The organism is Neorhizobium sp. 05N33 (genome assembly GCF_056397445.1).
Genome location: NZ_JBFTNK010000003.1, coordinates 40,969 through 53,975, shown reverse-complemented (window position 1 = coordinate 53,975; position 13,007 = coordinate 40,969). Strand labels below are relative to the sequence as shown.

Genomic DNA, 13,007 nt, shown 5'->3' with positions numbered 1-13,007 from the left:
TCATTTCTCCTTGAGATCGCCCTGCTGGTTGCAGGCAGAGCGAACATGCCGGAGCGGCTGCATCGTCTCAATTACGCGGCAGGTAATAACTATCGCGCCGAAAGCGCAAGTCTCGCGCCGAGCACCACGAAGGCGCCAGCGAAGATACGGCGCATCCAGGCAAGAATATTCGGCCGCGAGATGACGTGGTTCCGAACCGAGGCGGCAAACAGGCCGTAGACGACGAAGACGCCGAAGGTCATCAGCATGAAGACGAGGCTGAGTTCGGTCATCCGCAGAACCGGCGCGGCTTCGTCATGGGCGACGAACTGCGGCAGGAAAGCGAAGAAGAAGATCGACAGTTTCGGGTTGAGCAGATTGGCAAGGATAGCCGAGACGATGACTTGGCCAACGGATTTCGGCGTCTTGTCCGCCTCCACCGTCAGCGCCCCCTTTTCCTTCAGAACCTGCCAGGCCATGAACAGCAGATAGGCGACACCAAGATATTTGATGATTTCGAAGGCCAATGCGCTGGCATGCAGCAGCGCCGCAAGGCCCGAGACCGCCGCAATCATGTGCGGCAGGATGCCGAGCGTACAGCCGAGCGCGGCAACGAGGCTTGCTCGCGCGCCTCGCGACAGGCCGGCGGCGAGCGTGATGAGCACGCCGGTACCGGGCGATGCGACGACGATAAAGGAGGTAATCAGGAATTCCGGGCTCATGGGGCGATCCTCTCAAGATGTTTTCCCACAGCTACCGAAGAGCGATGCACCGATCTTGAATGAAATTGCAGGCGAGCGATTGCCTGGATGCGGCGGCGAACCTATCGTCGCGCCATCTGATTGCGGACTCGACCTCATGACCTACGACGACATCGACATCGGCTATGACGTACCGGCCGCCATCGGCGACACGATCGCCGACATCCAGACGCCGGCGCTGATTATCGATCTCGATGCCTTCGAGCGGAATGTCGCGCGGATGAAGGATCACGCCGGGACGATGGGGGTGCGGCTTCGCCCGCATGCCAAGACCCACAAGTCCGCGGATGTCGCGCTCTACCAGATCGCCAACGGCGGCGCCGTCGGCATCTGCTGCCAGAAAGTATCCGAAGCGGAAGCGCTGGTGCGCGGCGGCGTCACCGACGTGCTCGTCGCCAACGAGGTGGCCGATCCGAAGAAGATCGACCGGCTGGCGCGGCTCGCAAGGAGCGCCCGTGTCTCCGTGTGCGTCGACGATCCCGCCGTCGTTGCGACACTTTCGGAAGCGGCGGCCCTGCATGGCGTCACGCTCGACGTCCTGGTGGAGATCGATTGCGGCGCGCGCCGCTGCGGCGTGTTGCCCGGCGAGCCAGCCGTCGAACTCGCAAAGACGGTCGCCGCCGCGCCGAGCCTCGCCTTCGCCGGCATCCAGGCCTATCACGGCAGCGCCCAGCATATCTACGATCCGGTGGAGCGCCGCGCCGCGATCGACAAGGCGATCGACATGGCGCGAGAGACGGCGGGCCTGCTGCGCGATGCGGGGCTGGAGCCGAAGATCATCACCGGGGCGGGAACAGGCACCCACGATCTCGAAGGTGCCTCCGGCGTTTATAACGAAATCCAGCCTGGTTCCTACATCTTCATGGATGAGGATTACTCCCGCGTCCGCTCGACCGAAGGCAATGGCACGATCGGCGGTTTCGAACACGCGCTGTTCGTGCTGACCTCGATCATGAGCAAGCCTGCCTCCGGCCGCGCCATCTGCGATGCGGGCCTCAAGGCACACTCGATCGACAGCGGCCTGCCGACGGTGTTCGAACGACCCGCTCTCAAGTTCGCCAGCGCTTCGGACGAACACGGCAAGATCGAAGACCCGCAGGATACGCTGAAGCTCAACGATCGTCTGCGCCTCGTGCCGGGCCATTGCGACCCGACCTGCAATCTCTACGACTGGTATGTCTGCGTCCGCAACGGCCGTGTCGAGGCGCTCTGGCCGGTCACCGCCCGAGGCAAGCTCTACTAGAAACGGTGGATGCGCAGGCCCAGCACCTTTTCCGAGATGACCACCACCGCCATCGTCAGCACGATCGAGCAGGTCGAGACGGCCGCCGCTTCCGGGGTGAAGTTGGTTCGCAGGTAATCGAACAGCTGGATCGGCAGCGTCGACATGCCGACGCCCTTCAGCATGAAGGAGATGGTGAAGACGTCGAACGAGATGATGAAGGCGAACAGGCAGCCGCCGATGACGCCCGGCTTGATCAGCGGCAGCATGATCCGCCGGAAACGGGTGAACCGCCCTGCCCCGAGGCTCTGCGCCGCAAGGCTCCATGCCGGATCATAGCTTTCCATCGAGGCCGAGACGTTGATGAACACGAAGGGCAGCGTGATCAGCACGTGACCGACGATCATGCCGACCAGGTTCTGCGTGCCGAGCCCGACCGAATAGACGAAGAACAGCAGTGAGATCGCCGTCAGCACTTCCGGCAGCAGCAGCGGCGCCAGCATGGCGACCCGCACCGTTTCCTTGAGCTTGCCGGCATGGGTCACGTAGAACATCGCCGCCATCGTGCCGATGATGCCGGAAATCACCATGGTCAGCGTCGCGATCCATAGCGAGGTGCGGATCGCCCGCATGAACACCTCGTTGTTGAAGAACACCAGATACCAGCGGAAGGAAAGCCCCTGCGGCGGGAAGGTAAGGAAGGCCCCGGCATTGAAGGAAGCGATCACCACGACCGCGATCGGCGCCAGCAGGAAAGCGTAGATGATCAGGCAATAGACGGTGAAAAACGGTTTCGACATGTCTCTATGCCTTCCATTTCATGACGGTCAGCCGTCCGAAGATGACGACGAAGATCGCACCGGTCACCGACAGCATCAGCGCCAGCGCCGAACCGAACGGCCACTGGAACGTGTCGATCAGCGCATCCACCACCGTCACCGCCATGGTTTTCACGCGCAAGCCGCCGATCAGCGACGGCGTCACATAGGCGCTGAGCGACAGGACGAAGACGAGGATGCAGCCGGCCTGGATACCCGGCAGTGACAGCGGCAGGGTGATGCGCCGGAAGGAGGTGACCTTCGACGCCCCCAGCGACCGGGCCGCCGCTTCGAGCGACGGATCGATGCCCTGGATGGCACTCATGATCGGCAGGATCATGAAGGGCAGAAAGACATGCACCAGCGCGATGATGATGCCGAGCGCATTGTACATCAGCGGCAGCGGTCCATCGATCAGCCCCCAGCCAGTCAGGGTGCGGTTGATGATGCCGTTATTGCCGAGCAGGATCGTCCAGCCATAACTGCGGATGACGATGCCGACGAGCAGCGGCGAGAGCACCAGCGCATAACCCAGCGCGCGAAAGGTCGAAGCGCCGCGCGCCAGCTGCCAGGCGACGGGATAACCGAGAACCAGGCAGATGAAGGTCGTCAGGAAGCCGATCCACAGCGTGTTGATCACCTGTTGGACATAGAAGAAGTCCGAGAAGAACTTGCCGTAATTGCCAAGCGTGAAGCCCGGCCCATAGGGCGTGCCCTGCCCCGGCATACGGAAGCTCATGACGACGATATTGAGATAGGGCAGCACGAGGAACACGCCGAGCAGGATCGCGGCAGGCGCGATCAGCAGCAGCGGTCCGAACCTTTTCCTGGGCGGGACAATCATGCCACGGTCCCTAGCGGCCAGAAGCGATCGGACGGCGCATGCACCAGCACTTGTTCGCCATCGGCAAACCGGGTGCGTGGAAACGTCTGGACGTTGACGACAGCGCCGGTCGCAAGCTCCAGCCGGTAGTCGACGAGACTGCCGGAATAATAGCTGGAGAGAACCTTTGCCGGCGCGCCGGTCGCACCCGAATTAATCGGCAGCAGCTCGACCGCTTCCGGACGCAGAGCCAGCATCAGCTCGGCACCATCGGCGAAATCTCCGCTGACCGGCACGTCGCCGAAGGCAGTCGATACGACGCGGTTGCCGACCTTGCCGCGAATGATATTCACCTGCCCGACGAACTCGGCGACTTCCAGATTGGCGGGCCGCTCGTAGATATCCGATGGCGTGCCGATCTGGGCGATGCGGCCGCCGAACATCACGACGACCCGGTCGGACATGGTCATCGCCTCGGCCTGGTCGTGGGTGACGTAGACCGTGGTAATACCGACGCGGCGCTGCAGATCGCGGATGAAGACACGCATCTCCTCGCGCAGCTTGGCGTCGAGATTGGCGAGCGGTTCGTCGAGCAGCAGGATCTTCGGCTCGATGACCAAAGCGCGCGCAAGCGCCACGCGCTGCTGCTGGCCGCCGGAAAGCTGGCGCGGATAACGCTCCGAATAACCGGTAAGCTGCACCATATCCAGCACCTTGGCGATGCGGGTGCGGATCTCGTCCTTTGGAAGCTTCCGCATCTCGAGCCCGAATGCGAGGTTCTTTTCGACCGTCATATGCGGAAAGAGGGCATAGTTCTGGAAGACCATGCCGATATCGCGCTTTTCGACCGGCACATGCACCACGTCGCGCCCGTCGAAGCGGATTGCGCCTTCGGTCGCATCCTCGAAACCGGCGATCATCTTCAGCGTCGTCGTCTTGCCGCAACCGGAAGGTCCGAGCAGCGAGATGAACTCGCCCTCGGCTATCCTGATCGAAATGCTGTTGACCGCGGGACCCTGCCCATAGTCCTTGGTCAGCTTTTCGATGCTAACCTCTGTCATGAAATTCCACTTTCCATTTGAAGAGCCGGACCCCGAAAAAGCCGATCATGGCCTGCCCTCATGGCAGGCCATGATCGCAGTTGGGGAAATCACTTGATGGTCTTCGCCCAGCGTTCGGCGAGCTCGCCCTGCTTTTCGTTGACGAAGTTCCAGTCCCAGGTGAGGATCTTGTCCATGTCCGCGCCGGAAACCGGCACGTCGACCTTGAGATCGGCCGGCACGATCACCTTGGAATTGGTCGGCGAGATGAAGAACTCCTTCATCATCATCCCCTGCACTTCCGGCGACAGCAGGAAATTGGCGTACTGGTAGGCCAGTTCCTTTTCCGGAGCATTGGCAAGGATGTTGATGGTCTGGTCGAACATGAACATCCCTTCCTCCGGGATGATGCAGTCGACCGGCAGGCCCTGGCGGCGCAGGCGAGCGATCTCGCCGAAGTCGAAGGGTGCGACGACAATTTCGCCGGAGGCAAGGCCCGTCGACATGTTGAAGTCCACCTGGATCACCGAGCCGAGCTTCTGGAGAGCCGCGAAACCGGCATCGACATCATACTGGTCCTTGCCGAAGATCTTCGAAAACAGCAGCAATTCCATCTTGCCGGCGCTGTTGGCGAAGTTGTAGAGGCCGATTTTGCCCTTGAACTCCGGATTGTTCCAGAGATCCTTCCAGGACTTCGGCTTGGTCTTCACGAGGTCCGTGCGGTAGCCGATGCCGATCGGCGAAACGGCGCCGATCGCACCCCAGCCATCGGTCTTCTTGGCGAGCGGATAGAGGTCGGCGTAGTTCGGCAGCTTGGTGAGGTCGAGCTTTTCGAAAAAGCCTTCCTTGCGCAGGCCGGAGGCAAAAACCTCGTTGGTCATCACCATTGAATAGGGCGGCTTGGCAGCGCCCGCCGCACGCAGGTTGGCGCCCCAGACACGGCCGTTGCCGACGTCGAGCGTCACTGCGACGCCGGTCTGCTTGGTGAAGGCGGGACCGACGGTCGAACGCCAGTACTGTTCCCACACCCCGCCGAGCGTCGGCACGACCAACGTCTTCTGCTGCGCCCGCGCCGGAAGGCCAAAAAGTCCCGCCGCAGTGAGCGCACTCATTCCGGCAAGCGTTTGCCGCCTTGTCAAATCCATCATGTTCAGTTCCCCTTGTTGCGGTCTTTCGAGACCTTGCTGTGCCGGCGGTTCTCCGCTTCTGCGCACGAAATTGGTCGGTGATCAGCCTTTCGAAAAAGCCTGCTTCGTCTTCAGGTCGATATAGTCGCCATACGTGATCGGCTCATATTTGGCACCACCCTTTACGAACGGGGCCAGGCACTCGATCACCGTATCCTTCGACGGATTGAGGAAGAACGGGATCGATTGACGGCGGGCAGTACCCTTGAAACCGGTCGGTGGATTGGCAACGCGGTGCGGCGTCGAGACCCATTCGTCATTCGTCCAGCGCATGAAGGCATCGGCGATGTTGATCACATAGGCGCCCTCGATCGACGGCGCGTCCAGCCAGTCGCCGTTGCGGTTGCGCACCTGCAGCCCACCGGCCGAGGCCTCCGAGCGCAGGATCGTCATGAAGCCGTAGTCGGTATGCACGCCGGCACGCATCTGGCCCGGCAGCGGCGATTCGTCCTGTTCCGGATAGTTGATGACGCGCAACGCCGAGAGATGGTTTTCGAAGGAAGGTTCGAAATAGTCCTGGTCGAGCCCGATCGCCTGGCAGAAGATGCGCCGCATGTGCTTGGCGAGGGTTTCCATTTCCTTGAAATAATCGCGGAACGCCTGCTCCAGTCCGTCCGGCCTGTCCGGCCAAGTGTCGCCGGGAAGGTTCTCGCCAAAATTCAGGCTTTCCTTGTAGTCGCCGGGCGTCTTGATGCCGAGCGTGGCTGCAAGCGCCTCTTCGGCGATCGGCGAAAAGGCGACGCCGCCCATAACGCCGGCGCCGCGGCCCTGGGTCTTCTTCCAGTCCTGCGGGTAATCAAAGAAGGCGCGGGCGAGATTGTAGAGCCTCGACGTCACCTCGGGCGAAACACCATGGCCGGTCACGAGAAAGAAGCCCGTGTCGCGGCAGGCCGTTTCGATCGTCTTCACGACGGCGGCAGCGCCTGCCTCGTTGCGGATGAAGGGGCCGACATCCACCACCGGAATGCCGGGAGCGGCATCATGGGATGACGCAGGATTGGCGCTCGTTAAGGACATGCCTTCCTCCAATTCACATCTGACAAACAGATGTTGACAAAAACATCTGTTGTTGTCCATATCAAAATGAACGAAGTTGCAATGCGGTTCTCGACCCAAGGACGATCGACGAAACATGGATGACCTTGCGCCACAGGAAGCGGCCGTCCTGGCAATCATCAAGGACAACCCGTTCGCGGGCCAGCAGGAGATCGCCACCATGCTCGGGCTGGCGCGATCGACGGTCGCTGCCCACATCGTCCAGTTGATGCAGAAGGGTTACATCCTCGGCCGCGGGTATGTGATGCCCGCCGAAACCCGCGCAGTCTGCATCGGCGGCGCCGTGCTCGACCGCAAATACCGCGCCAAGCAGGAATTCGTCTTCGAGACTTCGAACCCGGTCGACGGCGTCCGCAGCCTCGGCGGCGTTGCCCGCAACGTCGCTGAAAACCTCGCCCTTCTCGGCACCACAACCAGTTTCGTGTCGATCGTCGGCGACGACGAAGGCGGCCGGGCGGTGGTGAAGCACATGCGCGATCGCGGCATCGATGTCAGCCAGATCATCACCACCACTGAGCGCCCGACGGCGGAATATGCCGCTATCCTCGACACCAAGGGCGATCTTGTGCTCGGCATTGCCGACATGAGCATTTTCGACTTGCTGCTGCCGAGCCATATCGAGCGCATCTGGCCACATCTCGCCGCTGCAAGCTGGGTGTTTTCCGACTGCAACCTGCCTGCCGAAACGCTGGCCGCCCTCATCGCCAAGCGCCAGGGCGCCCGTTTCCGGCTGGCGATTGACGCCGTCTCGACGCCCAAGGCCGCGCGCCTGCCGAAAGATCTCACCGGCGTCGATCTGCTGTTCATGAACATTGACGAAGCAAACGCGGTCCTCGGGCGCCATGCGCACGAGACGATCGACGACGCCAAGGACGCAGCGCTTGCCCTGCAGGCGGCCGGTGCGCGCGAAGCGGTCGTCACCATGGGTCCGCGCGGCATTGCGATCGCCGGCACCGAGGGCGCCCGCACCTTCCCGGCAGTCCATGCCCGGCCGGTCGATATCACCGGCGCAGGGGATGCGATGATCGCCGGCACGCTGCACCGGATCCTGCACGGCGAGGACACCTACAATGCAGCCCGCACCGGTGCGCTGCTCGGCACGCTGACCACCGAAAGCACCGCAAGCGTCCATACGGACCTGTCCGAACGCTTCCTGGAAGCCAATATGCACCGATTGGCCGGCTGACCTTCGGCTGGCCGAAAACGATTTAAGGAATACCGAAAATGGCCCTCATCAAACCGAAGCTGAGCCGTGAAGTGGCCGAAACGATCGCAGCCGGCGGCCCGGTCGTGGCGCTGGAATCGACGATCATCACCCATGGCATGCCCTACCCGGCCAATCTCGAAACCGCACTCGGCGTCGAGGCGGTGATCCGCGAGAACGGCGCGATCCCGGCGACAATCGCCGTCGTCAACGGCGAGCTGCGCGTCGGCCTCGAACATAGCGAACTGGAAGAACTGGCCCAGGCCAAGGGCGTTGTGAAGGCATCCGGCCGCGACCTCGCCGTCGCCATGGTACGCGGCCAGTCTGCCGGCACGACGGTTTCCGCCACCATGCTGATGGCCGATCTCGCCGGCATCGACATTTTCGCGACCGGCGGCGTCGGCGGTGTACACCGCGGCGCCGAACAGACCTTCGACATCTCCGCCGACCTGACTGAGCTCGGCCGCACCAAAACCGCGGTCGTCTGCGCCGGCGTCAAGTCGATCCTCGATATCGCCAAGACGCTGGAATATCTCGAAACCCAGCGAGTTCCGATCATCGCTTACGGCACTGACGATTTCCCGGCCTTTTTCACCCGCAAGAGCGGTTTCAAGGCCGACCACCGGCTCGATACGGCCGAAGAGATTGCCAGGGCCATGTATCTGCACCACCAGCTCGGCACCGGCACAGGTCTCTTGATCGCCAACCCGATCCCGGAAACGGCAGCCCTGACACCGGAATTCATCGACGGCACGATCTCGGACGCCGTGCGCGAGGCGGAAGAGCGCGGCATTGGCCGCAAGGAGCTGACGCCTTTCCTGCTCGCCCGTATCAACGAGCTTTCCAAGGGCGAGAGCCTCAAGGCCAATATCGAACTGGTGAGGAACAACGCGCGTCTCGCCGCGAAGATGGCCGTCGCCTACGCGGCGCTGAAGAAGGCCGGCAAATAGTTCAAGAACAAGGGGAACTGCCCATGAACCAGCAAATGAACGGCTACGAGACGATCCTTTACGAGAAGGATTTGACCGACAAGTTCGCGACGATCACCATCAATCGCCCTGACAAGATGAACGCGATGAACAAGACGGTGATCCGCGAGATCGACGCGGCGGTTGCCGCAGCCGCCGCCGATCCGGACGTCAATGCGCTCGTCATCACCGGCACCGGGCGCGCCTTCTCCTCCGGCTACGACCTCCAGGGCGGCGATTTCGATGTCGACATCGATTTCTGGCGCGAAGACATGTCGGAAAATGCCGAGGCGCTGCTCAACATCTGGCGCGCCCCGATCCCGGTTATCGCCTCGGTCAACGGTTACGCCCTTGCAGGCGCACTTGAGCTGATGATGTGCTGCGATCTGGCGATCGCTGCCGACAACGCCAAGTTCGGCGAACCGGAAGTGCGCCACAATTCCGGCCCGCCGGCGCTGATGATGCCCTGGCTGCTCGCCACCCGCGACGTGCGCTGGCTGATGTTCACCGGCGACATGGTGGATGCGCAAGAGGCGCTGCGGATGCACCTGATCAACAAGGTGGTGCCGGCCGACCAGCTCAAGGAAAAGACCGAGAACCTCGCTCGCAAGCTTGCCCGCATGCCGGTGCCGGCGCTGAGATACACCAAGGCCTCGATCAACAACCAGCAGATGGTCGCCGGGCTGATGCCGTCGTTCCAGTACAATATCGAAGCGATTGCCGCCCTCCACGTCACCCGGCAGGGCCGCGAGTGGATGGCAAATCTCGCCAAGATGTCGCTGAAGGAATATCTCGCCTTCCGTGACGACCCCTTCAAGGGCCTCGACTGAGGTTTTGGCCATGGCGGCCAACACGCCCATGGACCCAAAAGCAGCGATGCGAGCCTTGATGGCGCCACGCTCCGTCGCAGTCGTCGGCGCCACTGAGCGCGCCGATGCCTCCTCCAGCTACGTGATGAAGAACCTGATACGCTTCGGCTATCAGGGACAGATCATCCCGGTGCATCCGAAGGCCGGGACGATCTTCGGGCTTCCCGCCTCGCCCTCCCTCTCGGCGCTGACCAATGCACCCGATGTCGCGGTGATCGGGATCGCCGCCGACAAGGTGATTGCGGCCCTCGAAGAGGCCGGCAGCACCGGCGTCAAGGCGGCGGTCGTGCTGGCCTCCGGTTTCGCGGAACTCGACGAGGCCGGCCGCGAGCGCCAGCGGCAACTGGTCGAGATCGCGGAGCGCTACGGCATGGCGATCTGCGGCCCGAACTGCCTTGGCCTCTTCAACCTTGGCTCCGGCGCCGCCCTCTATTCCTCCAGCCTCTCGACCAATCTCGAAAAGGGCCGCTTCGCCATCCTCTCCCATTCCGGCGCCAGTGCGATCGCGCTCGGCAATACCGGCCGGTTCGGCCTCAGCCACATCGTCTCCTCCGGCAACAGCGCCGCGACCGACATTCCCGACTATCTCGAATTCCTGGCGACGGATGACCAAACCAGTGTCGTTGGCATCGTCCTCGAAGCCATCCGCGAGCCGGAGAAACTCGCGGCCGCGATGGAGAAGATGCATGCGGCCAACAAGCCGGTGATCGCCCTTCGCGCCGGCCGATCCGAACGCGGCGCCCAGGCGACCGCCGCCCATACCGGTTCGCTCGCCGGCAGCAACGACGCCTACCGCGCCTTCTTCCGCAGGACCGGCATTATCGAAGTGCCGGACATGGACGGCTTCATGGAAACGGCGACGCTCTGCCTGGACCTGAAGGACCGGCCCTCCAAGCCCGGCGTCGCCATCGTCGGCGTCTCCGGCGGCGGCGTCGCGCATGTTTCGGATATCGCAGATGAGGTCGGCATTTTCTTGCCCGACCTGCACCCCGGAGCGGTCGCACGGATAAAGGCCCTGCTGCCGCCCTTTGCCACACCCCAGAACCCGCTCGACACGACTGGCGTCGTCTTCGCGGACGGCAAGATCTACCGCGATGTCCTGCACGCGCTCGCCGACGATGCTTCGGTCGGCCTGATCGTCGCCACGCAGGACGCACCCGTTGGCCTCGACGATTTCTGCGCTTCCGAATATCTCGGCATCGCCGAAGCGGTTTCCGATTATGCCGGGACGGGCAAGGTGCCGGTCGTATTCATGAGCAACCTCTCCTCCGGCCATCACCCGGATGTCGAGGCCAAGCTTTCGACGGTGCCGGTGCTGCGCGGTACGAAAAGCGCGCTGGCAGCCGTCCGCAGCCTGATCACTCAAAGCCGCCTCGTCTCCTGGTCCGGCAAGATAACCACGACAAAGAAAAATCTCCCCACCGGCATTTTGACCGAGCGAGAGGCCAAGCAACTGCTTGGCGCCGAGGGCCTGCCGGTCCCCCGCGAACAACTCGTCACCAGCGCCGACGCCGCCGCGGAAGCAGCTCGGAAACTTGGCTTCCCGGTCGTCATGAAGATCGAGTCGCCGGATATCCTGCACAAGACCGAAGCCGGCGGCGTGAAGCTCGGCATCGGCTTGGAGAGCGAAGCTCGCGCCGCCTTCGACGCCATCATCGCAGGCGCCCGTGCCTACGCCCCGAATGCGGATCTGCGCGGCGTGTCGGTACAGGAAATGGTGACGGGCGGCGTCGAGGCACTGGTCGGACTCGTGCGCCACGAACCCTTCGGTTTCGGCCTCGTGGTCGGCATCGGCGGGGTGCTGGTGGAATTGGTGAAGGACAGCGCCTTCGACCTCCTGCCGATCGACCTTGTCCGCGCTGATGCAATGATCGGCGAAACGAAACTGGCATCGCTGCTGGAAGGCTATCGCGGCGCGCCGAAGGCGGATCGCAGGGCGCTCGCCGATCTGCTGGTCAGGCTCTCCGAGTTCGCTGCGCAATACGGGGACGATATCGAAGCTATCGATCTCAATCCGGTAGCGGTCTTGCCCGAGGGCAAAGGCGTGCGCATCCTCGACGCGCTGATCATCCCACGAAAGGGCGGCTGATCAGACCAGCCGCAGCTTCGGCGGAGCCGCATTCTCCGCGCGTCCGAACCATGCCAGCCGCTCGGTCAGCAACGCATAAAAACCGTCGGCATCGACGTCGCGCATGAACATCGCGTTCTTCGGCCGGCCGGAAACGCCCCACCAGTCGGCGACCGTCATGCCCTTGGTGAGTTCCGACTCCGTCTCGATCTCCACATTGCAGAGCCGGCCGGAATAAAGCTCCGGCTTTACGAGATAGGCAATCACGTTCGGATCGTGCAGCGGCCCGCCGTCGCTGCCATATTTCGCCACGTCGAAGCGCTCGAAATAATCGAGCCACCCGACCACGGCGTCAGAAAGCGGTGTGCCGATCGCCTGGATCGCGGCAACGCGGGCGCGGCTTGTCAGCGTCTTGTGGGTGACGTCGAGCGGCATCATCACGATCGGCGCGCCTGAGCCAAACACCACGGCAGCTGCCGGCGGATCGACATAGATGTTGAATTCCGCGGCCGGCGTGATGTTGCCGCCTTCGAACAATCCGCCGCCCATCAGCACGATTTGCCTGATACGGCCGGCGATCTCAGGCGTCCGGGTCAGCGCCTTGCCGAGGTCGGTGAGCGGGCCGAGCGTGCAGACGGTCACGGTGCCTTCCGGCTCGCTCAACAGCGTCTCGATGATGAAATCGACACCATGCTGTTCCTGAAGCGGCATGGTCGGCTCGGGCAGGTCGGCGCCATCGAGCCCGGTCGCACCATGCACGTGTTCGGCGGTGACAAGCGGCCCGGTCATCGGTTGGCTGCAGCCGGCGAATACCTTGATGTCGGGACGGCCGGCCAGTTCGCAGATCTTGCGGATGTTCTTCGTCGTCAGCGACAACGGCACGTTGCCGGCGGCTGCGACGATCCCCAGCACTTCGATTTCCGGACTGGCGAGCGCCAGCAGAATGGCCAGCGCGTCGTCCTGGCCGGGATCGGTGTCGATGATGATCTTTTCTGCCATACGGAAAACTCTC

Annotated in this window: 12 protein-coding genes; 5 read left to right on the top strand and 7 right to left on the bottom strand. The window is 62.8% G+C overall.

Annotated elements, in window-relative coordinates:
* Nucleotides 1–89: 89 nt before the first annotated feature.
* Nucleotides 90–701 carry a LysE family translocator gene (locus AC1DLT_RS09005; RefSeq protein WP_477486524.1) on the bottom strand — a complete coding sequence of 204 codons (612 nt, stop codon included), beginning with the start codon at nt 699–701 and terminating at the stop codon, nt 90–92.
* 136 nt (nt 702–837) lie between these two features.
* Here AC1DLT_RS09005 and AC1DLT_RS09000 point away from each other — a divergent pair, with 136 nt between their 5' ends.
* Nucleotides 838–1,983, top strand: coding sequence for a DSD1 family PLP-dependent enzyme (locus AC1DLT_RS09000; RefSeq protein ID WP_038545828.1), 1,146 nt, complete (start codon nt 838–840; stop codon nt 1,981–1,983).
* Here AC1DLT_RS09000 and AC1DLT_RS08995 read toward each other — a convergent pair.
* The 5 genes from AC1DLT_RS08995 to AC1DLT_RS08975 form a co-directional block, all read right to left on the bottom strand.
* On the bottom strand, nt 1,980–2,762 hold the full coding sequence (locus AC1DLT_RS08995) for an ABC transporter permease (protein WP_038545831.1): 783 nt from the start codon (nt 2,760–2,762) through the stop codon (nt 1,980–1,982). The genes AC1DLT_RS09000 and AC1DLT_RS08995 overlap by 4 nt on opposite strands.
* 4 nt (nt 2,763–2,766) lie before the next feature.
* Nucleotides 2,767–3,624 (bottom strand): ABC transporter permease, encoded by an 858-nt coding sequence (locus AC1DLT_RS08990; RefSeq protein ID WP_038545833.1) that lies wholly within the window; start codon nt 3,622–3,624, stop codon nt 2,767–2,769.
* Nucleotides 3,621–4,664 carry an ABC transporter ATP-binding protein gene (locus tag AC1DLT_RS08985; RefSeq protein ID WP_477486523.1) on the bottom strand — a complete coding sequence of 348 codons (1,044 nt, stop codon included), beginning with the start codon at nt 4,662–4,664 and terminating at the stop codon, nt 3,621–3,623. The genes AC1DLT_RS08990 and AC1DLT_RS08985 overlap by 4 nt, the downstream gene beginning before the upstream one ends.
* An 89-nt stretch (nt 4,665–4,753) precedes the next feature.
* A complete protein-coding gene (locus AC1DLT_RS08980) occupies nt 4,754–5,791 on the bottom strand; it encodes an ABC transporter substrate-binding protein (protein WP_477486522.1) in 1,038 nt (345 codons plus the stop codon).
* 81 nt (nt 5,792–5,872) lie between these two features.
* Nucleotides 5,873–6,847, bottom strand: a complete 975-nt coding sequence (locus AC1DLT_RS08975; protein WP_477486521.1) for an isopenicillin N synthase family dioxygenase — start codon at nt 6,845–6,847, stop codon at nt 5,873–5,875.
* 115 nt (nt 6,848–6,962) lie between these two features.
* Here AC1DLT_RS08975 and AC1DLT_RS08970 point away from each other — a divergent pair, with 115 nt between their 5' ends.
* The 4 genes from AC1DLT_RS08970 to AC1DLT_RS08955 are packed head-to-tail and all read left to right on the top strand — an operon-like array spanning nt 6,963 to nt 12,016.
* Nucleotides 6,963–8,072: a carbohydrate kinase gene (locus tag AC1DLT_RS08970; protein ID WP_038545844.1), complete on the top strand. Its 1,110-nt coding sequence runs from the start codon at nt 6,963–6,965 to the stop codon at nt 8,070–8,072.
* 38 nt (nt 8,073–8,110) lie between these two features.
* Nucleotides 8,111–9,040 (top strand): pseudouridine-5'-phosphate glycosidase, encoded by a 930-nt coding sequence (locus tag AC1DLT_RS08965; RefSeq protein ID WP_477486520.1) that lies wholly within the window; start codon nt 8,111–8,113, stop codon nt 9,038–9,040.
* Nucleotides 9,041–9,063: 23 nt separating this feature from the next.
* Nucleotides 9,064–9,888: an enoyl-CoA hydratase/isomerase family protein gene (locus AC1DLT_RS08960; RefSeq protein ID WP_477486519.1), complete on the top strand. Its 825-nt coding sequence runs from the start codon at nt 9,064–9,066 to the stop codon at nt 9,886–9,888.
* Nucleotides 9,889–9,946: 58 nt separating this feature from the next.
* A complete protein-coding gene (locus AC1DLT_RS08955) occupies nt 9,947–12,016 on the top strand; it encodes an acetate--CoA ligase family protein (RefSeq protein WP_477486518.1) in 2,070 nt (689 codons plus the stop codon).
* Here AC1DLT_RS08955 and AC1DLT_RS08950 read toward each other — a convergent pair whose 3' ends face one another.
* Nucleotides 12,017–12,994 carry a nucleoside hydrolase gene (locus AC1DLT_RS08950; protein ID WP_477486517.1) on the bottom strand — a complete coding sequence of 326 codons (978 nt, stop codon included), beginning with the start codon at nt 12,992–12,994 and terminating at the stop codon, nt 12,017–12,019. It abuts the gene before it with no gap.
* Nucleotides 12,995–13,007: the final 13 nt, after the last annotated feature.